The organism is Bradyrhizobium yuanmingense (assembly GCF_900094575.1).
Lineage (GTDB): Bacteria > Pseudomonadota > Alphaproteobacteria > Rhizobiales > Xanthobacteraceae > Bradyrhizobium > Bradyrhizobium yuanmingense.
Map to the genome: position 1 here is coordinate 591,610 of NZ_FMAE01000004.1, position 19,046 is coordinate 610,655.

Genomic DNA, 19,046 nt, shown 5'->3' on the forward strand with positions numbered 1-19,046 from the left:
TCGCTAGCAGAGGAGAGGTTATGATCCTCGAGCATCAATTGGATGAGGATACATTCCGAGCGATTCTGCCGGAAGAAATTACGTGGGAGCCGTTCCCGGCGTTTCCAGCGGGCGCACGTCTAGCTGTTATGGTTGGTCACCCCGCCGAACCGGGGCCGTACCTAATTTGGGTTAAAGTACCGCGCGGAACGAAGCTTATGCCGCACAAGCATCCGGAGGACCGGATCTACACGGTCATATCCGGGGTCTTCTATATCGGCCTTGGAGAAGCCTTCGATGACGACAAGCTCAAGGCCTATCCACCTGGGAGCGTCATTGTCCTCCCGGGCGAGACCTGGCATTTCCACTGGGCGAAATCAGGTGAGTACGTCACGCAGGTCTCGGCGCTCGGTCCGCTCGGCCTCGAGTATCACGACTCGCGAGATGATCCGCGCGGCAGTGCGGGGGCCGCAATCGGAAGCGAGAGGAGCAATGGTCGTCTCTGCGACCACAGCAACTCCGCTTCGGGTGAATTCGCCTATCACATCGATAAGCAGTTCCATCATACTGCAGTCATCGATCCGCGACGACTGTTCGTCAGCAGGGAACGGATTGAATGAGCGGGTTGTCGCATGACCGCAACGGGTCACAAGCTGCGGTCCGACCGCTCTGCTCGTCCGGTCCGGTTTCTCTCCGAGAGCAGGCTTCGCGGCGGTCATGGGCAGTTCGGCTGAGGGCCAATTGACCTGACATTCGATGCAAAAGCGCGTCGGTCCGCTCACGGCGGCGGAAAGGCTCCTGCTATTGGCCCGACGACGTCGCGGCCAGCTGCCGGTCGATGGGATCGAACGAAAATGAAACGAGATGCTACGGGTATATCCGCTTCGGAGCGACCATCCTGGCCGATGAGTATCAATCCGGCGCCGCCATTTGCCACATTCAGAATGATCGGCTCGCCGCTCCATGTCTTGATCGGGTCCATTCCGATGATGAGAAATTCGCCGATAGGCTGGTCGAAATATTGAAGACGCAATTGCGGGCCGACTTCGGCCGCAGCGAGTTCGAGGCCGAACTGCTGGGCGCGTGCGTAAACGTTAGCCAAAGTCACGGTATCGGACGTGAATCCAAGCTGCGCAGGCGATAGATCGAGAAGCTCCACATATGTCTTCCGAGAGCTAACGGTGAACGTCGACCTAGCAAGGATTTCAGCGGCTTGACCACCGACATTGCAGCCCTTGCTGTCGAGTTCGTTGCGCAAGGCAAGAGAGTCGGCGAAGGTACCTATTGTGATCGTTTTCCATGTCGCAACGTCGCGCGCGGACTTAATAGGCTGTTGCGACGCCGGAGCCGAGCGCGTCTTGAGCTTCAGCTTGTTTTGCAACACGTCGCGCGCCGCGCATTGAGCGGACGCGGCGCTCGCAAAGGAAATGACGCAGGCCGCCGAGAGTATGGAAGCCAAAAGGTAGAGGAAAGGTCGGCTTGCTTGGTTATGACCTGCCGCGCGCCGGGCTCGGCTTGTGAAAATACACATGGCAAATGACTTTTCTGAAAACGTTTGGACCGAAAAAGCCCAATTCCGGCAGCGGACGCTGCGCCGACGCGATGCCCTTCTCTTATCCGGCTTCTTCCAACCGTACTCCGTTTAACTAAGACAGCATGTGAACCAGCTCACAGCCTCCTTCGACGCGTGCTTACGCGCTTACATCACCGGCGCCGAACTTGTGATCAACGGCGGCTACCTGCCGCAATAGCCCGCTGCCACGGCGGTACGCGCGCTCAGCATTGTACGGCATACAGCGCGCGTCCGCCGTGATGCAGCTCGATTGAAGAAAGAGTAGGGAGCACGCTTGGCAACGTCTAAACTATCACAAGAGCCATCGCCCTGACATCATGCTCTGGCGTTCTCGTCTCCTACCGCCCGCCTCAATCACGCTTTAGTCACCTCACCACCTGAGGAGCAGAAATTGAACCATCCCGCGCCGCCTCGCTCCTCTGGTTGCCTGCTGGCCCTGATCATCCTCGCATCGGTGGCGGCCCCGGTGCCGGCGCACGCACATGTCAAATGGTTTGCGCCCTATATTGTCGGAGCGCCACCACAGTCGATCGGGGCCACGTTGACCAATGTATGGTTCTGGACCGGCATTGCGCTCGTGCTGGCATTCTTCCTCGCGTCACGAGCCATCGAGAAGTCGAGCGCCGGCGAGACGATCCTGCTGGCTATGGATCGCATCACCGACCCTCTCTGGATGCGCCTCGACGACTTCGTGCGCGTCGTCATCGCCGCCTTCTTCGTGGCGATCTTCGCCGTCGGCGGCGTCTACCTGACGCCAGATCTCAAAACGCCGGCCGAATGGGTGTCCTGGACCCAGCTCCTGATCGCCGGGTTGATCTTCTCTCGCAAGACGCAGCCACTTGCGGCTCTCGGGATCATCGCCTTGTGGCTACTCGCGCTGCGCGACTATGATGTCTTCCATTTGCTGGACTACCTGGCGCTTGGAGTCGGTGTCGCCGCCTATCTGGTGTTGGAGGCTTCATCCAATCCGGAATGGCGCAACCATCGCTTCGAGGCGCTGCGCTGGGGCGTCGCCATCGCACTGATGTGGTCGAGCCTCGAAAAGTTTGCCTATCCGGACTGGTTCTACCCGCTCGTGCAGGAAAAGCCCTTCTTGACCTTCGGCATGCCGCGCGACGTATTTATTCCGATGGCAGGCGTCGCCGAATTCACGATGGGATTCGGCTTGATCTGGACGCCGCTTGTCCGCCGGCTGTCGGCCATCGCTCTTTTCATCATCTTCAACGCAGCCGTCTATCCGTTCGGGCGAACCGACCTGATCGGACACGCGCTCATCATGGCGGTCGTCGTTGCCATTGCTGCCGATCATAGTCGTGAGGTGCATTTCCTGCCCGCACTCAAGCGAAGGCTTGCCGGCGTCCCGGCCGGACTTGCGGCGGCGCTAGTCATTTTCACAACGGGTTACTGGGGACTGCACATTGCGATTTATGGCCTCGAAGGAGACATCGGAACGCTGGCTGGAGAGCGGCTGACCCATACGCCGAACCCCGAACATCCGCATGGCATGCACGGCGCTGCGGCGATAGGGTTGACGGCTCCGGATGCCTACCGCGCCGCCATGGACCGCATGCACGGTCCGATGATGCGAGGCATCACCAATGCTGATCCCGATACAGCCTTTGTGCTCGGCATGATCCCTCACCATCAAGGCGCAGTCGACATGGCCGAGATCGTCCTCAAGTTCGGCAAGGATTCTCGAAACCAGCACTTTGCTCGCGAGATCATCGACACCCAAAGGCGGGAGATCGGCGAGATGCGGACATGGCTCAGTCAGAAGAACATTCCGCAACCGTGAGGAAGGGCGATGAGCGCGACAGGCTCCGTCGTCCTGATTGGTCCCGCTTGAGCGCAACAGATGCTCGGCAGGAACAAACATCACGTCAGTAAGCAGCCAGCTCTTCTATCGATCCAAGCTCTTACGAAAGCACTGAGCAGTCCACAAACGGTGCGGCCAACCAAGCAGTTCGCTCTCCATCACGACAGGCCGGGGGTTACCCCAAGCCGACCGAGGCCAGGTAGCTTGAGCGCCGGGCGTCGGATGTCGATGCCGAGAACGGCGCCGAAGAAATTGATCTCCAGACCTTCGACCCAGCCGAGCGAGAAGCCGATGTATCCGGCAAGCGAGGCGTAGATGCCCGTGCCGGACGCCGTTACGCCGAACCATTTGCCGGTGTACGGGAAGTCCTTGCCGATCGCGGTCGGCGGCAGGACGGTCCGGAGCTCAGGGACGGAATCGAGTGCGGCCTGCACGAAGGTGTTCGAATTGGGCCCAGGCCAGACGCTGTAATCTCCATAGGATCGAAACCTGTAGTTTTCGACCACATGCCTGATCTTCGGGATCAGCGCCTCCGCACGCTCGCCATCGACGGCCACGACGATTTCAGGCACAGCGCCGAACCATCGCCCGTCCGGAGCGAAGCCGTTGGTGCGGATCGGCTCGCCCCAGGCCGTGTAGTCGTACCTTGTGTAGGTCGGCGCATCTTTCTCTTTGACGACGATCCAGGTGTGAATCGCGAAGATGCCGCGCCATCTCACCGTTCTTGCTCCGAACACCCGGATGACGGCCTCACGGTGGTCGGTCGCGGAGGTCAATAGACCCGCGCTGGAGCGGTCGGCCGTTTGCCAGTTCTGGCGGCCATCATCCAGCCAAAAATATCTCGCCGCCGATGCGGCAAGCGGTGCGAAGACGAGGAACAGAAAGATGAGCAACGGCTTTTTCAAGGGAGTGGTACGGCGGGGATCTTCGGCAAACATATAGTTCGCATCGATGTCGACGCCATAGCCGCCGCCCCCGGTCGCCGAACGAGCCTGTCACCTCGGTCGGACGGGCACGAGATCGATCGAGTTGTTCCGCAACGGATGGAGCACACGCATGGACATGAAGGAAGCCGCGGCAATGACCGAAGCCTCCGGGCTGACGGACGATCAGGGCGGCATGGAGCGGACTTCAGGCCCGCGGCCGGGTTCCGGAGAGCAAGGAGGAGCTTTTGCTCCGCAGGCCCGCACGCCGTCGCCAGAGCCGGCGAAGCGATGGGCCGACCAGTTGCGCGAGGTGACGGTGAGGGCGCCGTTACGGTCCTTGCTCGTCGCTTTCCTGGCCGGAGCATGGATCGCTCGCCGCCGCTAGGAACTGTGACAAGAAGCAAGCGGTTTCAGACGCTGGCATAGGAAAGGGTGGACGATGAGACTTCTGGTTTTGGCCGCGACTGTCCTTCTGGGCACCATCTCGTTTTCCATGGCGCAAAGCTCAGGAGGCGGTTCGGGAGGTGCTTCCTCCGCTGGAGGGGCGGGCGCAACCGGTTCGGGCGGCGCTGGTGGCTCGACGCTCTCGAACGGGACGACGCTGAGCGGAACCGGCGGTTCGCCGGGGCCCAACACGCTCAATGCAAAAGGGCAGGGAACGACGGGCCAGAGACTCGGCGTGACCCCGTCCGGTCAGGAGGGCGGCGGATCTCGACCGTCTTACAACACGCCAGCCGCAAACGCCGCCGTCCAGCAGCTTGGAAACACCAACACGGGCATCCTTAAGAAGTAGCGGTGATCAAGGCGGCGTGCCCACTCGCTATGGCCGCGCTTTGGTCGACGTCCCCTCGCAGTGGACCAGGAGCAGGCATCTGTGTTGATCGGCCGCAAGGGCTGCTCACCTGCATTGCAACTCGAGCCTTTTGAATCGGCCTGTGCAATTTCGGGCCTAATTGAGAAGGTGTTGGCTTCGCAGGAAGCCAATCGCGCTTGCGACGCCGTCTTCGACGCGGATCGCTTCGCCAAGGCGGTTCGCTCGCTGCTGAATCAACGGATTTCCGGTGGCCTCTGCGATCGCGGCGGCCAGCCAATCGGCTGAAAGGTTCCTCACTCCTCTTGATCTTGGTCCGACGCCCAGATCATCGATGCGCCTTCCCCAGAACGGCTGGTCGCCAAAGAAGGGACAAATGATATTCGGCTTGCCAGCTCGAAGCGCAGCCCCCGTAGTGCCGGCCCCGCCGTGATGGACGCAGGCCGACATCAGCGGGAACAACTGCGCATGCGGTGCGCCTTGGATGAAATGGACGTGACTGGCTCCGAGATCGCCTCGAAGAGCACCGCCGCCGACCGCTAGAACGCCGCGTTTCCCAGCCTTGGCCAATGCCTCCAGTACGAGTTTCGTCAGGGACGTCGGGTCGACACCTGGCATGCTGCCAAAGCCCACATAAACAGGCCGCTCATCGCCCTCTACGAAGCGCTGGAGTTGCGGGTCAGGCTGCCAAACGTCGTCGCCTCCCAGGAACCAGTACCCAGTCACCGCGACAGTATTCGGCCAGTCCGGCGGAACGGGCACGACATGCGGACTATAGGCGTAGAGCGTCGCGCGAGGCCGCAGCTTCTTCTCCGGCGTGTTTGCGAGGTGGAGCTCGGTGGCCCGCCATTCCCCGATCATCCCGCGAAAGAGGGCGTAGGCGCTGTGAGCCATCGCGCTGTGCGTGAGTCTGTTGAGGGGGCCAAGCGAGCGGAACGGCACGAGCGGGCTCGCGAACGCTGCTGTCGGTGTGAAGCCAGGCAGGGGAGAAGCCAGAACGGCAGGGCAGGATAACTTTTCTGCGATATGCGCCGCGGCGATGGCCTTCGGGTGATAGATGATCAGTTCTGGACGAAATCGTCGGGCGGCTTGCCATTCGGCGCTGAGCTGTTGGCGGCCGATCGGCCTGAACTGCTTCAGCATCCTGAAGCCAGCCATAAACCCCGCACCGCCCGCCATTGCCGCCTTGGCTTCCGGGGTTTCCAGGAGGGCGAGATATTCACTCGGAAGATGCGCGAAAGCGATGCCGCGGCTCACGACGAACGATTCGAACTGCGAGGGCGCGGCGATCAGCACTTCGTGCCCGGCCTGCTTCAGACCGAGCGCCAAGGCGAGATAGGGTTGCACGTCGCCGCGGGTGCCTAGTGTATGGATTGCGACTCGCATGCTTCTGACCATTGAGAAATGGATTGGGACGACAACCGCTGCTCAGACAAGCCGCTTCTGATGAAGCTTTGATCTCCCGGAAGGATCAAACTTGCTGGCGGCTCGATAGTTGTTTGTCCCTCCCCAGTTCACTGACCACACCCCACCCATGTGTCGCAATCGGGCGCGAGTTTCTGCTCACTGGTCAGACGCTCCGGTTTCGGGAGATCGAGAGATCGGCCGATAGTGTGACGGCCCGCCAGGCTTTATGTTTGAGCCTCATCGTTCAGCGACGCCAATGAGCGCGGTCGAGCTTATCGGCAGCACCGGACGACCATCGGCTCTGGCCCGCACCTCGGCAATCACCGCCGCCTTTTCGATGTCGTCCAGGCTGGTCCAGTCGGGCGACATGCCAAAGAGCGTGTCAGGCGCGTCGAGCGCCGCGACGTCGAGCAGAAAATCATGAGTCACCGTGTCGATCCGGGGATTGCGATAGCCGGCAGCGACGAGGGCGCGGGCGAAATCGTCCGGATCGCTCAGGGCCTGAACGGCTTGAGGCATTGCCATGCCCGGCCGATCAGGGAACAGCTTTTGCCGCACTTCGCCCAACAGGAGGAAGGTCGCCGCGCCCCGATCCTGCCAGGTCGCAACCACGCCATGCCCGCCGGGGCGCGTCACCCGTCGCATCTCGGCCAAACCCTTGCGCCAATCGGGGAACATGATGACACCGAAGATCGAAAAGACGGCATCGAAATGTGCGTCGGGCAGGTCCAGCGCCTGTCCGTCCATGACCCGCGCCTTCACATTGGGCAGACCAGCAGCTGCGATGCATCCGACCATGCCGGGCGAGAAGTCGGTCGCCAGGACTCGTGCGCCGGTGCGAGCGGCTGCGAGGGCGAGCGCGCCGGTGCCGGCTGCCACGTCGAGAACATGACTCTGAGGCGTCAGGGTTACGCGCGCCAGCGCCTCCTCCGCAAACAGGGCGGTGAAGGGGTGCGCGGTCTCTCGATAATGCCTGGCTGCGCTGTCCCAGTGGTCCGGATCCTCGAACTGTCGCACTTCCGATCGCTCCCGTGTCATGTAACTTTATATGTAGCATGACTGCGTGCCCTTGCCAATGATGGGATGCATGCGAAAGATCAGCCGATGCGAAACGACAGCCGCCTTTCCCGAATGCTGCATGTGCTGCTCCACATGGCGCGACATGACGGCCCCATGACCTCGGAGGCGATCGGCACGATGCTGGGGACCAATCCGGTCGTCGTTCGCCGCACATTGGCGGGGCTGCGCGATGCGGGCTATGTCCGGTCGGACAAAGGGCATGGCGGTGGGTGGGTCATCGCGTGCGACCTCGAGCGCGTGTCACTTCTCGATGTCTATCGTGCGGTTGGTGGTCCCCGGCTATTTGCGATCGGGAACGAGCATTCCAATCCAGACTGTGCGATCGAGCAACTCGTCAACGCAGCGGTGGACGATGTCCTTCGCGATGCCGAAGCATTGCTGGTCGAACGGTTGGGCGCGGTGAGCCTCGCAGACTTGAGCAAAGGTGTCGACGCGCGCTGCGCAGGCGATCCCAGGTGGCAGCTCGAACGGGTTGGCCGCTAAAGCTCTCTTCTTGTCGTAATTCCGGCTGCTCCGGCCAATGCCGAGAAGTGAAGCGTCTTCTTGCCATGGGGCATTCAGCGAGGCGCGCCGTTCGTCCGCAGGGATCGCACGAAATCGATCACGGCCAGCACCACGACGCAGACAACGATGATGATGAGCGGAATGGCCTTGATCCAGACCAGCAGGATTCCAAGAAATGCGATCATGAGCGCGAGGCCGATGAGTCCGGTGATCAGATTGGTCATCGCACTTTCCTTTTCTCCGCGCCCGGAGCCGAGTTCGATCCGGCGCTCGGGGCGTTGCGCCGACCGCTACCACGCGTGCGCCCGATGGACTTGATCAGCCAGTGCGCCGTGCGCAAGAGGCGGGCGTCGTTGCCGCGGCGGCCGACGAGCTGGACCCCCAGCGGAAGGCCCGTTTCGGAACGCATCAAGGGCAAGCTGATCGCGGGCACGCCGAGATAGGTCCAGAGCGAGCAGAAAGCCGGGTTGCCGGTCGTTTCGATTCCGGGCGCCGCGCCCGGCGCGGCGGGCGTCAGGATGGCGTCGTATTCATCGAAAACGTGGTCCAGGGCCTGGTTGAGCGGCGCAATCCCAGCCAGAGCGTTGCAATAAGCCGCCGCAAGATGCGCGCGGCCGCGCTCGATCGCCTGGCGTAGCCGCGTGCTCAGCCTGTCGCCGCCGCGCTGGTCATCGCGCCGCAGATTGTGCGCCATATCAACTTCCATGATGATGCGGTGCATATCGACGGCCCCGTCGAAGCTCGGCCCAAGCTCGACCTCGCTGCACGCTTCGCCCAAAGCGGGGACGAGCTCGGCAAAGGCTTCACGCGTCTCCGGCTCGGCCTGATCCCAGACCGGAGAGCGCACGAAGGCAAATCGCGGCGGCAACGGCGGCTCGCTCGCCGCGACCGCAGAGAATGGCGGGCGCGCAACAGGCCGGGTGTCCGGATCCTCCGGGTCGAAGTCGACCATGACCTCCGCCAGCAGGGCCGCGTCCTCGACGCTGCGCCCGAACACGCCGACATGATCGAGCGTGCGCGACAATTGGAGCGCGCCGCTGCGTGGAATGAGGCCGTGCGTGGGCTTGAAGCCGACCACGCCGCAGAAGGCGGCAGGGCGGATCACCGAGCCGTTGGTCTGCGAGCCGATGGCACCCGGCACCATCAGCGCCGCGACGGCCGCGGCGGAGCCCGAGGACGATCCGCCGGGGGTGTGATTTGGGTTGTGCGGATTTCGGGTCTTGCCCGGATTGTAGTACGCGTACTCGGTGGTCACCGTCTTGCCGAGGATCACCGCTCCAGCCGCCCGCAGACGCGCCACGGCCGCCGCATCGCGCCGCGGCGTGCGTCCGGCCCACAGCTCCGATCCGAATTCGGTCGGCATGTCGCCGGTGTCGAAGATATCCTTGATGCCCACGGGCACGCCATGCAGCGGGCCTGTGGCCTTGCCGTGCTTGCGATGATCGTCAGCCGCCTCGGCTTGCCGCATCGCGTGGTCGCGATCGAGAAACGCCCACGCCTGGATATCGCGATCGACCTCATCGATGCGCCTGAGGCAGTCGCCGACGAGCTCCACCGAGCTGAGCCGGCCGTCGCGGATGCCTGCCGCGGCGTCCGCGAGGCCGAGCACGTTGAGGCTCATGCGCAGCCTCTCGTCGGTTTGCCGGGTCCGCTCATCGCGCCCCATAGAGATAGCTCGGCAGCCACAATGCGATCCCCGGGAAGATGTAGACCAGTGCCATGGTGAGGAAGACCAGGCCGACGAACGGAAGCGCGCCGGAGAAGATGTCGGTCAGCTTGACCTCGGGCGGCGCCACGCCCTTCAGATAGAAGGCCGCCATCGCGACCGGCGGCGTGTTGAACGCGGTCTGCGTGTTCAGTGCCACCAGGATGCCGAAGAAGATCGGATCGATGCCGTATTGCGGAAGCAGCGGCAGGAAGATCGGCACAAAGATGATGATGATCTCGGTCCATTCCAGCGGCCAGCCGAGCAGAAAGATGATGATCTGGGTCAGCAGCAGGAACTGGATCGGCGAAAGGTTCATCGAAGTGAAGAACTGCTCGACCACCGATTGTCCGCCAAGGACGGCAAACACCGCCGAAAACGTCCAGGATCCAATGAAGAGGTAGCAGACCATCGCCGTGGCGCGCACGGTCAGGTACACGGATTCGCGTATCATCTCGTAGTTGAGCGAACGATAGGCAGCCGCCAGCACGATGCTCATGAGGGCTCCCACCGCGGCCGCTTCCGAGGGCGTCGCCAGCCCAAACAGGATCGCGCCGAGCACCGAAACGATCAGCAACGCGAGCGGCAGGAACGACGTGGCAAGCGCCCAGATGACCTTCGAGGTCGGCACGTCGGTCTGCTCGCGCGGCAGCTTCGGCGCGAGCGCGGGATTGATGATCGCGCGCGTCATCGCATAGAGGACATACAAGCCGGCCAGCATGAACCCCGGAAAGAACGCCGCCGCGTAAAGCTTGACCGCCGAGACGCCGGCAGTCGCCGCATAGACGATCAGGAGAATGCTCGGCGGAATCAGGATGCCGAGGCAGCCACCGGCGCAGACGACGCCCGCCGACAGCTTGGCGTCGTAGCCCGCTCGCAGCATCGCCGGCAATGCCAGCAGCCCCATCAGCGTGACGACGGCACCGACGATGCCGGTGGCGGTCGCGAACATGGCGCAGGTGATCAGCGTGGCCACGGCAAGTGCGCCCGGCACGTTCTTCATCGACAGCTGCAGCGAGTAGAACAGGCGGTCGAGGATGTTTGCGCGCTCGATCAAATAACCCATGAACAGGAATAGCGGAACCGCCACCAGCACGTCGCTGGATGTGACCTCGAACGTCTTCTGCACCAGAAGCGTGAAGATACGGTTCTGAAAGAAGTCCTGACCGGGGGTGTAGTAGGCATAGTAGCCGAACGAGACGCCCATCGCCATCAGCGTGAAGGCGATCGGGAAGCCGAGCATGATGATGAAGATGAAGAGGCCCAGCATCAGCATGCCGAGTTGAGGATCGGTCATGCGCCTGGTCCCTTCTCACTCTGCGGCTCAGCCGCGTGCTGCTGATGTTCGCGGATGACGAGGCTCTCGGTCTCCTCCACGTCGTGCAGGCGCTGCGGCCATCGACCGGTGCGGATGCACAGCACGCAGCGGATGATCTCGGCGACCCCTTGCAGGAACAGAAGGAAGCCGGTGAGCGGGATCAGCGCCTTCAGTGGAAACACGGGAACGCCGGCCGGACTGAAGATGCTGACTTCGCGGAAGCGCACCGACATCTGGGCGTAGTTCCAGCCCGAATACATCAGCGCCGCGATCGCCGGCAGGAAGAACAGGATATACAGGACGAGGTCCATCGTCGCCTGGGTGCGCGGCGACCAGAGGCGGTAGACCACGTCGGCGCGGACATGGCCGTTTCGCGAGAGCGTGTACGCGCCGGCCATCAGGAACATCGCGCCATAGGTGATGTAGCTGATGTCGAAAGCCCAGGTGGTCGGCGCACGCAGCACGTAGCGCACGAACACCTCGTAGCTGACTCCCAGGGTGAGAACGAGGATCAGCCAGGCGAACGCCTTGCCCACCCACGTGCTGAGCTCATCGATGAAGAACAGGAATTTCGTCATGCGAGCTGAACTCGCTGCGAGCAGTCCATCCGGATGTCCCCCTCCAACTCGTGGGCGGCGCTTCAATTGCGCCGCCCTCGCGATAAGACCTGACGCGATCCCCCGCGACAGCCGTCAGACCTTGAGCACGCCCGGGAAGTGATGCTCGAAGGCGCCGCGGTAGTCCGTCGCGTTGTTCATGTTGTAGTAAACCACGCGGCGCACCCATTCCTTCTGCGAATCCATCACCTTCTTCATGAACGGATCCGAGCCGAGCTGGGCGATCAGACCGTCCCACGCCTTGATCTGCGCGTCGAACACAGACTTCGGTGTGCGCTGGACGTTGACCTTGTCCTTGTTGATCAGCTCCTGCAGGTCCTTCGAATAATAATCCATGGCCTTCCATTCGTTGGCGGAGGACACGGCTTCGGCGGCGTATTGCAGGATCGCCTGCTGTTCCTTCGGCAGCGCGTTGAATTTCGTCCGGTTGAACATGATCTCGAAATATTCCGTCGCCTGATGATGGCTGCCCATCATGTAGTTCTTGGCGACATCCTGCGCGCCGAAGCGCCGGTCCGAGGTCGGATTGTTGAACTCGAACCCGTCGATCACGCCGCGCTCCATCGCGGGTACGATCTCGCCGCCGGGCAGCTGCGCGACCGATGCGCCCATCGCCTGGAAGAGATCGGCGGCCAGACCCACCGTGCGATATTTCAAGCCCTTGAGATCGGCGTCGCTGGTGATCGGCTTCTTGAACCAGCCGAGCGGCTGGGTCGGCATCGGCATGGCGAAGAAGCTCTTGATGTTGACGTTCATGATCTTGGTCTGGAGCTCCTCGAACAGCTCCTTGCCGCCGCCGTTGTGGATCCAGCCAAGGCCTTCGTTGGCGTTGAAGCCGAACACCGGGCCGGTGCCGAACAGCGAGGCGGCCTTGTGCTTGCCGTACCAGTACACCGTCACCGTGTGTGCCGCGTCGATCTGGCCGCCATGAACGCCGTCGAAGACCTGGAACGGATGCACGACCGAGCCGCCGACCAGATAGTCAATGCGCAGCCGGCCTCCGGCCATATCGTTGACGCGCTTCACATAATCTTCGGCCATCTCGTTGAAGACATCGGCCTTGCCCCACGAGCCCTGCATCTTCAGGGTCGCTGTCTGCGCCCGGCTGACTTGCGGCATGGCGATGGTGGCAGCGCCGGCCGCGCCGGCGGTCAGCAGGAATTTGCGACGAGTTGTTCTGGTCTTTTCGGACTTTGCAGTCATGGACGTCCTCCCTGGCGGCCTGATTGTTCGAACGCGTTTCGACGCGCTTGTCGTTGTCAACCGCTGGAGGTATGCCGCATTCCAGCGACTTTGATCACAGTTTGGACGCATTGCCGGCATCCGACAAGCCCCGGTGTCGCATTATTGGTCTTAGACGTTCGACTCCAGGCAGTTCGATATTCACGCGCATGTCGCGGCGCAGCAAAAGTGTAGCCGGACTTCTGCCAGTGGTGCCCGCCCGATGCGATTCTGGAAAATTTCGCGGCTCCTCAGGGCTCGCGTGCCGTCATAGGATCGGATCATCCGGGCTTCATTTCCAAGCCCGTTCGTTGTGAACTCGACCTTGGCGGCGAAAGCAGATCTGGACATCCAGCCCGGCCGTTGCCGCGAACAAAAGCACAGAGGGGGGATCATCATGCCTGCGTTGTCACGCCGCGATTTCCTGGCACTCTCGACGGCGGCCGCCGCCGTCGGCCTCGCCGCGCCCGCGCGCGGGGCGATGGGGCCGAACGACAAGTACGATCTGGTGATCCGCGGCGGCGAGGTGCTCGACCCCAGCCAGTCGCTGCGCGCCAGGCGCGATGTCGGCATCCGCTGGGGCACGATCGAGGCGGTCCAGGAGGCGATCCCGGCGGAGCGCGCGCTGAAGAGCATCGACGCCTCAGGCAAGCTGGTGATGCCCGGCCTGATCGATCTGCATTGTCACGTCTATCCCTACGGCTCGGCCATCGGCATTCCCGCCGACGAGCTGGTCCAGTTCCAGGGCACGACGACCGTCGTCTCGGCGGGCGATGCCGGCGTCAACAATCTGGCGGCGTTGCGCCGCTTCATCGTGGCCCAGACGCGGGCGCGGATGTACGCCTTCGTCCACATCGCCAATAACGGCCTGTCGGCGTTCCCGGTCGCCGAGCTCCACAACATCGATACAGCGCAGACCGAAGCCTGCGCCATGGCACTGGCCGAGAATTCGGACTTCCTGCTCGGGGTCAAGGTGCGCATGTCGGAAAACGTCATCTTCAAGCATGGGCTCGAGCCGCTCAAGCGCGGCATCCAGGCGTGCGAGATGTGCGGCTGGCCGGCGAAGATGATGGTACATATCGGCGGCGTCGAATCCAAGGAGCTGATGTCGCAAATCCTCGACCTGATGCGCCCGGGCGACGTGCTGACGCATGCCTATTCGGGCGCCCCGAACATGTCGAGCGTGTTCACGAATATCGTTCAGGACGGCAAGCTGCTGCCTGCGGCTCTCGCGGCCAAGCAGCGCGGCGTCATGTTCGACGTCGGGCATGGCGGCGGCAGCTTCGATTTCACCGTGGCGGAAGTGGCGATCCCCGGCGGATGCGCTCCTGATACCATCTCTTCGGACATCCACGTCTTCTCCGGCAATTCGCCGGGGATTCCCTTCCTGCCCAACGTCATGAGCAAGTTCATGACGCTCGGTTTCACGCTGGAGCAGGTGGTCGCAATGGCAACGACCGCGCCGGCGAAGATCATCAGCCGCGCGCCGAAGATCGGCACGCTGCAGGTAGGTGCGCCCGCCGACGTCGCGATCATGGAGCTGGTGGAGGGACCGGTCAGCTTCGTCGACACGCGCAACAACAGGAGGGAAGGGAAAGCCCACCTCAAGCCGATCCAGACCGTCATCAACGGCGTGCCGTTCGGGCGGCCGTATCAGGCGCCGTTCTCAGTAAGATAGAGAGGCGGCGCCGGTCTCAGGTCTCTTCGAGATTCGGCGAAAAGTTCTTACAGGCCGAGCGTTGATCTCCGGGCCTTCGACCCAGCCGATGGAAAAGCCGACATATCCGGCAAGCGAAGCATAGATGCCCGTGCCGGACGCAGTTAGCCCGACCCATTTGCCCGTAGGCCCCGAACCGAGCGGTCACGAGCGAATGGGCTGAATCCCGGCCTGTCCCGGGCTTCCCCTCACGCCCCGTATGGCCTATGACGCTGCAACGCAAAAATCCCCCAAAAGTCACTCATGATCCGCCTCGACAACGTCAGCAAGCAAGCCGGCCACCAGATCCTGTTCATCGAAGCCTCCGCGGCCCTCAACAAGGGCGAGAAGATCGGCCTTGTCGGGCCGAACGGCGCCGGCAAGAGCACGCTGTTCCGGATGATCGCCGGCGAGGAACTGCCCGACGAGGGCCAGGTCTCGACCGATCGCGGCATCACCATCGGCTATTTCAACCAGGACGTCGGCGAGATGTCTGGCCGCAGCGCGGTGGCCGAGGTGATGAACGGCGCGGGGCCCGTCAGCGAGGTCGCGGCCGAATTGCGCGAGCTCGAGGCCGCCATGGCCGACCCCGACAAGGCCGACCAGATGGACGAGATCATCGCCCGCTATGGCGAGGTGCAGCACCGGTTCGAGGAGCTCGACGGCTATGCGCTCGACGGCCGCGCGCGCGAGGCGCTCTCCGGCCTCGGCTTCAGCCAGGAGATGATGGACGGGGATGTCGGCAAGCTGTCCGGCGGCTGGAAGATGCGTGTGGCGCTGGCGCGCATTCTCCTGATGCGCCCCGACGTCATGCTGCTCGACGAGCCGAGCAACCATCTCGATTTGGAAAGCCTGATCTGGCTGGAAAAATTCCTGCACGATTACGAAGGCACGCTTCTGATGACCTCGCACGACCGCGAGTTCATCAACCGCGTGATCTCCAAGGTGATCGAGATCGATTCCGGCTCGCTCACCACCTACACCGGCGATTACGAATTCTACGAGCAGCAGCGGGCGCAGAACGAGAAGCAGCAGCAGGCGCAGTTCGAGCGCCAGCAGGCCATGCTCGCCAAGGAGATCAAGTTCATCGAGCGCTTCAAGGCGCGCGCCTCGCATGCGGCCCAGGTGCAGAGCCGAGTCAAGAAGCTCGACAAGATCGAGCGAGTCGAGCCGCCGCGGCGCCGCCAGAGCGTGGCGTTCGACTTCCTGCCGGCGCCGCGCTCGGGCGAGGACGTCGTCGCACTCAAGAACGTGCACAAGGGCTATGGCTCAAAGCGCATCTATGACGGGCTGGACTTCATGATCCGCCGTAAGGAGCGCTGGTGCGTGATGGGCGTCAACGGCGCCGGCAAATCGACGCTGCTCAAGCTGGTGGCCGGTGCGAGCGAGCCGGACGAGGGTACGGTGGCGCTGGGCGGCAGCGTCAAGATGGGCTATTTCGCCCAGCACGCGATGGATCTGCTCGACGGCGAGCGCACCGTGTTCCAGTCGCTGGAGGACGCGTTTCCGACCGCGGGGCAGGGCTCCTTGCGCGCGCTCGCCGGCTGCTTCGGCTTCTCCGGCGACGACGTCGAGAAGCGCTGCCGCGTGCTCTCGGGCGGCGAGAAGGCGCGCCTCGTCATGGCCAAGATGCTGTTCGACCCGCCGAACTTCCTGGTGCTGGACGAGCCCACCAACCATCTCGACCTCGCCACCAAGGAAATGCTGATCAACGCGCTGTCGGATTTCGAGGGCACCATGCTGTTCGTCTCGCACGACCGGCATTTCTTGGCGACGCTGTCGAACCGCGTGCTGGAGCTGACGCCGGAGGGCATCCACCAATATGGCGGCGGCTACACCGAATATGTCGCGCGCACCGGCCAGGAGGCGCCGGGTTTGCGGAGCTAGTGGTGGGCGGTAGCCCGGATGGAGCGAAGCGCAATCCGGGATCCGTGTGCGACGTCGGCGCTCGTGTCGTGCCGCGGGACCATCCCTGGATTGCGCTGCGCTCCATCCAGGCTACGGGCGGCCGTGATGGACCGGTAGCCCGGATGGAGCGTAAGCGTAATCCGGGATCAGTCTCCGCGTTCACCAAAGCTGCCGCTTATCTCGCCGGCTCCTCCCCAATCGGGAGGTAGAATACCAGCGCGAACGTAGTGATGGAGCGAGCTGTAGGGCCACTCAATCGCCGCTGCAACGAGCCCGTGCTTGACCGGATTGTAGTGAATGTAATCGGCGCAGCGCTCGAAATCCGCATCGTTACGAATTGTGTGTTCCCAAAATCGCCGCTGCCAGAGCGCGTACTCGCCGCGATGATTGCGGCAGATCGGTGCGCCGGAAGCTGCCAGCCGGTGTGTGAAGGCACTCTTGATGCGCTTCCAACGACCCGCCGTTCGGCACGCGTTACGCGAAATGCGCTGCGGAGCTCGTCGACATGATCAACCAGCACGGATGACATTCGATCGTCCAGCGTGACGGTGAAGAAGAACATCACGCCGGGTACGAAATTTCGCCGATAGCGAACCATGCGAGGGACTTTCCCGGATTGCGCTTCAGTCGGGCGAAGGATGGGCCGAAGCCGCGCAGGGCAATCCGGGGAGTGCTACAGGGACAGTCGTGCCGGTGCTTGGTCTGCCCCGGATTACGCTGCGCTTCATCCGGGCTACAACTAGGGCGGCCCTCCGGGTCCGGATCATGCTCTAATAAGCATAGAACATCCGCTGAATGTCCTTGGTGTCGCTCGTCTTGGTCAACGCCAGCATCAGCAGAATGCGCGCCTTCTGGGGATTGAGCGTATCGGAGACGACGAAGTCGTGCTCATCGTCCTTGGCCTCGCCATTGCGCGCGACGATGCCGTTGCCGACGCGGCTGCTGCGAAGGATCACGACGCCTTTCTTGCGGGCTTCGTCGAGCGCCGGCTCGACCGCCGGGCGGGCCAGGCTGCCGTCACCCACGCCGGCATGGACGATCCCCTTGGCGCCGGCGCCGACAAAGGCATCGATCGCGACCCGGTTCATGTTGGCGTAGCCGTAGACGATGTCGACCTGCGGCAGGACATCGAGCTTGGACACGTCGAATTCAGAATCTGCCGTGTGCCGGCGGGTCGATTGCCGATAGAAATACGGCTTGTTGCCCTGCATGTAGCCGAGAAAGCCGAGTTCAGGCGTGCGAAAGGTGTCTGCCGTGGACGTGTTGTTCTTGGTGACGTCGCGTGCCGCGTTGATCTGATCGTTGAGGGCGACGAGCACGCCCTTGCCCACGGCCTCTTCACTGCCTGCGAGGATCACCGCATTGAAGAGGTTGATCGGGCCGTCCGCGCTGATCGCGGTCGACGGCCGCATCGCACCGACGACGACCACGGGCTTCTTGCTCTTGACGACCAGATTCAGGAAATAGCTGGTTTCCTCGATCGTGTCGGTCCCGTGCGTGATCACGATCCCGTCCACGTCGTCCTGCGCGAGGAGCGTATTGACGCGCTTGGCGAGCTTCAGCCAATAATCATTGTTCATATTCTCGCTGGCGATCTGGAAGACCTGCTCGCCCTTGACGTTGGCCACCGTTTTCAACTCGGGGACGGCGTTCAAGAGGGTCTCGATGCCCACCGTGGCTGCGGTATACCCGATGACGGTGGTGCTGCTCGCCCCGCTGCCGGCGATCGTGCCGCCGGTTGCGAGAACCATGACGTTGGGCAGGCCGGGGCCTCTCGCGTTGGCAACGTCAACGATCATGAGCAGCGCAAAGAGCACGCTCATTATCGCCATCATGTGATCACGCACGCGGAACTGCAACATCTCGTCCATCCTTTGCTGGAAGCCTCGTTGATGCGCCCCGGTTCGCTCAGCGTCGCATCATCTGTCAGCCGCTGCGTTCTGTCTAGGGTCGCGGCGCGTTTGCTTTACGCGCTCGGCGCGTGTCGGAAACTGGCGGTGCGGAGGCACCAAAAAGCAAATGGCCGGGACATTCTCGCGCGAAGACGCGCTTCTGCCCGGCCATGACGGCATTTCGCTTGTGGCTTCGCTGAAAAAGCCGGGAACGGACTGCGCGTTTACGCGCTGGTCTCGCACTTCTTCATGAAGCTGTTCTTGGCGGCGCCGGCGAGCGGCTTGCCGTCGGCGCTGACGGCCTTGGGCGCGCAGGCGTCTTCCTTGCACTTCTTCAGAAACGAGGTCTTGGCGGCGCCGGCCAGCGGCTTGCCGTCCTTGCCGACGGCCTTGCTCTCGCAGGTTTCTTGCGCAAGGGCCGAGCCCGCTGCGAAGGTGGCAACGATCGCAGCGAGGAAAATCCGTTTCATCATGGGGGTCTCCTGAACCAGAAATGGCCGGGAGAGTGGAGCCGGGAATCGTGGCGCAATCAAGCAGGATGAGCACTGGGCCGCCCGGTCGCCCGTTGATTTTTGCGCGCCAGCTCGGAACAT

The 19,046-nt window shown here is 62.8% G+C and carries 17 protein-coding genes and 1 pseudogene; 6 read left to right on the plus strand and 12 right to left on the minus strand.

What is annotated here, in order from left to right; translation table 11 throughout:
- The first annotated feature begins 20 nt into the window (after positions 1–20).
- Positions 21–599, plus strand: a complete 579-nt coding sequence (locus tag GA0061099_RS16330; RefSeq protein ID WP_225155967.1) for a cupin domain-containing protein — start codon at positions 21–23, stop codon at positions 597–599.
- 158 nt (positions 600–757) lie between these two features.
- Here the strand turns inward: GA0061099_RS16330 and GA0061099_RS16335 are convergent, their stop codons facing one another.
- Positions 758–1,510, minus strand: a complete 753-nt coding sequence (locus GA0061099_RS16335) for a hypothetical protein (RefSeq protein WP_050995868.1) — start codon at positions 1,508–1,510, stop codon at positions 758–760.
- A 433-nt stretch (positions 1,511–1,943) separates the two neighbouring features.
- Here GA0061099_RS16335 and copM point away from each other — a divergent pair, with 433 nt between their 5' ends.
- Positions 1,944–3,347: a CopM family metallochaperone gene (copM, locus tag GA0061099_RS16340; RefSeq protein WP_225141693.1), complete on the plus strand. Its 1,404-nt coding sequence runs from the start codon at positions 1,944–1,946 to the stop codon at positions 3,345–3,347.
- A gap of 179 nt (positions 3,348–3,526) precedes the next feature.
- Here copM and GA0061099_RS16345 read toward each other — a convergent pair whose 3' ends face one another.
- Positions 3,527–4,261, minus strand: coding sequence for a DUF3750 domain-containing protein (locus GA0061099_RS16345; RefSeq protein ID WP_036022806.1), 735 nt, complete (start codon positions 4,259–4,261; stop codon positions 3,527–3,529).
- 163 nt (positions 4,262–4,424) lie between these two features.
- Between GA0061099_RS16345 and GA0061099_RS16350 the strand changes: the two genes are divergently transcribed.
- A complete protein-coding gene (locus GA0061099_RS16350) occupies positions 4,425–4,679 on the plus strand; it encodes a hypothetical protein (RefSeq protein ID WP_036022803.1) in 255 nt (84 codons plus the stop codon).
- 564 nt (positions 4,680–5,243) lie between these two features.
- On the opposite strand, the gene GA0061099_RS16355 is transcribed toward GA0061099_RS16350, so the two are convergent.
- Together GA0061099_RS16355 and GA0061099_RS16360 are read right to left on the minus strand one after the other, a co-directional pair.
- On the minus strand, positions 5,244–6,503 hold the full coding sequence (locus tag GA0061099_RS16355) for a glycosyltransferase (RefSeq protein WP_478209834.1): 1,260 nt from the start codon (positions 6,501–6,503) through the stop codon (positions 5,244–5,246).
- A 246-nt stretch (positions 6,504–6,749) separates the two neighbouring features.
- On the minus strand, positions 6,750–7,529 hold the full coding sequence (locus tag GA0061099_RS16360) for a class I SAM-dependent methyltransferase (protein WP_036022804.1): 780 nt from the start codon (positions 7,527–7,529) through the stop codon (positions 6,750–6,752).
- An 87-nt stretch (positions 7,530–7,616) separates the two neighbouring features.
- Here GA0061099_RS16360 and GA0061099_RS16365 point away from each other — a divergent pair, with 87 nt between their 5' ends.
- Positions 7,617–8,075, plus strand: a complete 459-nt coding sequence (locus tag GA0061099_RS16365; protein WP_036022809.1) for an Rrf2 family transcriptional regulator — start codon at positions 7,617–7,619, stop codon at positions 8,073–8,075.
- Between the two features lie 74 nt (positions 8,076–8,149).
- On the opposite strand, the gene GA0061099_RS41175 is transcribed toward GA0061099_RS16365, so the two are convergent.
- The 5 genes from GA0061099_RS41175 to GA0061099_RS16385 all read right to left on the minus strand — a co-directional run bounded on the left by GA0061099_RS41175 (position 8,150) and on the right by GA0061099_RS16385 (position 12,939).
- A complete protein-coding gene (locus GA0061099_RS41175; RefSeq protein WP_157284651.1) occupies positions 8,150–8,320 on the minus strand; it encodes a hypothetical protein in 171 nt (56 codons plus the stop codon).
- Complete coding sequence (locus tag GA0061099_RS16370) at positions 8,317–9,717, minus strand: amidase (protein WP_036022810.1); 1,401 nt, start codon at positions 9,715–9,717, stop codon at positions 8,317–8,319. The genes GA0061099_RS41175 and GA0061099_RS16370 overlap by 4 nt, the downstream gene beginning before the upstream one ends.
- A 31-nt stretch (positions 9,718–9,748) precedes the next feature.
- Positions 9,749–11,098 (minus strand): TRAP transporter large permease, encoded by a 1,350-nt coding sequence (locus GA0061099_RS16375; RefSeq protein WP_036000352.1) that lies wholly within the window; start codon positions 11,096–11,098, stop codon positions 9,749–9,751.
- Positions 11,095–11,697 carry a TRAP transporter small permease subunit gene (locus tag GA0061099_RS16380; protein ID WP_025035930.1) on the minus strand — a complete coding sequence of 201 codons (603 nt, stop codon included), beginning with the start codon at positions 11,695–11,697 and terminating at the stop codon, positions 11,095–11,097. Before GA0061099_RS16380 ends, GA0061099_RS16375 begins: the two co-directional genes overlap by 4 nt.
- 114 nt (positions 11,698–11,811) lie before the next feature.
- Entirely contained in the window at positions 11,812–12,939 is a 1,128-nt protein-coding gene (locus GA0061099_RS16385) for a TRAP transporter substrate-binding protein (RefSeq protein ID WP_036000349.1), read from the minus strand.
- A 415-nt stretch (positions 12,940–13,354) separates the two neighbouring features.
- On the opposite strand from GA0061099_RS16385, the gene GA0061099_RS16390 reads away from it, so the two are divergent.
- Positions 13,355–14,635 carry an amidohydrolase family protein gene (locus GA0061099_RS16390; protein ID WP_057029323.1) on the plus strand — a complete coding sequence of 427 codons (1,281 nt, stop codon included), beginning with the start codon at positions 13,355–13,357 and terminating at the stop codon, positions 14,633–14,635.
- A gap of 282 nt (positions 14,636–14,917) precedes the next feature.
- Positions 14,918–16,540, plus strand: a complete 1,623-nt coding sequence (locus GA0061099_RS16395) for an ABC-F family ATP-binding cassette domain-containing protein (protein ID WP_036022812.1) — start codon at positions 14,918–14,920, stop codon at positions 16,538–16,540.
- Between the two features lie 167 nt (positions 16,541–16,707).
- Here GA0061099_RS16395 and GA0061099_RS42095 read toward each other — a convergent pair.
- The 3 genes and pseudogenes from GA0061099_RS42095 to GA0061099_RS16410 all read right to left on the minus strand — a co-directional run bounded on the left by GA0061099_RS42095 (position 16,708) and on the right by GA0061099_RS16410 (position 18,926).
- A pseudogene (locus tag GA0061099_RS42095) lies at positions 16,708–17,159 on the minus strand (REP-associated tyrosine transposase).
- Positions 17,160–17,331: 172 nt separating this feature from the next.
- Positions 17,332–18,384, minus strand: coding sequence for a type II asparaginase (locus tag GA0061099_RS16405; RefSeq protein WP_050995871.1), 1,053 nt, complete (start codon positions 18,382–18,384; stop codon positions 17,332–17,334).
- Positions 18,385–18,677: 293 nt separating this feature from the next.
- The gene (locus GA0061099_RS16410) at positions 18,678–18,926 is read right to left on the minus strand and encodes a hypothetical protein (protein WP_036000331.1); all 249 of its coding nucleotides are present in this window, start codon (positions 18,924–18,926) and stop codon (positions 18,678–18,680) included.
- Between the last annotated feature and the right edge of the window lie 120 nt (positions 18,927–19,046).

What these genes read in the sequence shown, in the direction of transcription:
- GA0061099_RS16330 (WP_225155967.1), top strand. Translation starts at nt 21, where the DNA reads ATGATCCTCGAGCATCAATTGGATGAGGATACATTCCGAGCGATTCTG.
- GA0061099_RS16335 (WP_050995868.1), bottom strand. Translation starts at nt 1,510, where the DNA reads ATGTGTATTTTCACAAGCCGAGCCCGGCGCGCGGCAGGTCATAACCAA.
- GA0061099_RS16350 (WP_036022803.1), top strand. Translation starts at nt 4,425, where the DNA reads ATGGACATGAAGGAAGCCGCGGCAATGACCGAAGCCTCCGGGCTGACG.
- GA0061099_RS16355 (WP_478209834.1), bottom strand. Translation starts at nt 6,503, where the DNA reads ATGGTCAGAAGCATGCGAGTCGCAATCCATACACTAGGCACCCGCGGC.
- GA0061099_RS16365 (WP_036022809.1), top strand. Translation starts at nt 7,617, where the DNA reads ATGCGAAACGACAGCCGCCTTTCCCGAATGCTGCATGTGCTGCTCCAC.
- GA0061099_RS41175 (WP_157284651.1), bottom strand. Translation starts at nt 8,320, where the DNA reads ATGACCAATCTGATCACCGGACTCATCGGCCTCGCGCTCATGATCGCA.
- GA0061099_RS16370 (WP_036022810.1), bottom strand. Translation starts at nt 9,717, where the DNA reads ATGAGCCTCAACGTGCTCGGCCTCGCGGACGCCGCGGCAGGCATCCGC.
- GA0061099_RS16375 (WP_036000352.1), bottom strand. Translation starts at nt 11,098, where the DNA reads ATGACCGATCCTCAACTCGGCATGCTGATGCTGGGCCTCTTCATCTTC.
- GA0061099_RS16380 (WP_025035930.1), bottom strand. Translation starts at nt 11,697, where the DNA reads ATGACGAAATTCCTGTTCTTCATCGATGAGCTCAGCACGTGGGTGGGC.
- GA0061099_RS16385 (WP_036000349.1), bottom strand. Translation starts at nt 12,939, where the DNA reads ATGACTGCAAAGTCCGAAAAGACCAGAACAACTCGTCGCAAATTCCTG.
- GA0061099_RS16390 (WP_057029323.1), top strand. Translation starts at nt 13,355, where the DNA reads ATGCCTGCGTTGTCACGCCGCGATTTCCTGGCACTCTCGACGGCGGCC.
- GA0061099_RS16395 (WP_036022812.1), top strand. Translation starts at nt 14,918, where the DNA reads ATGATCCGCCTCGACAACGTCAGCAAGCAAGCCGGCCACCAGATCCTG.
- GA0061099_RS16405 (WP_050995871.1), bottom strand. Translation starts at nt 18,384, where the DNA reads ATGAGCGTGCTCTTTGCGCTGCTCATGATCGTTGACGTTGCCAACGCG.
- GA0061099_RS16410 (WP_036000331.1), bottom strand. Translation starts at nt 18,926, where the DNA reads ATGATGAAACGGATTTTCCTCGCTGCGATCGTTGCCACCTTCGCAGCG.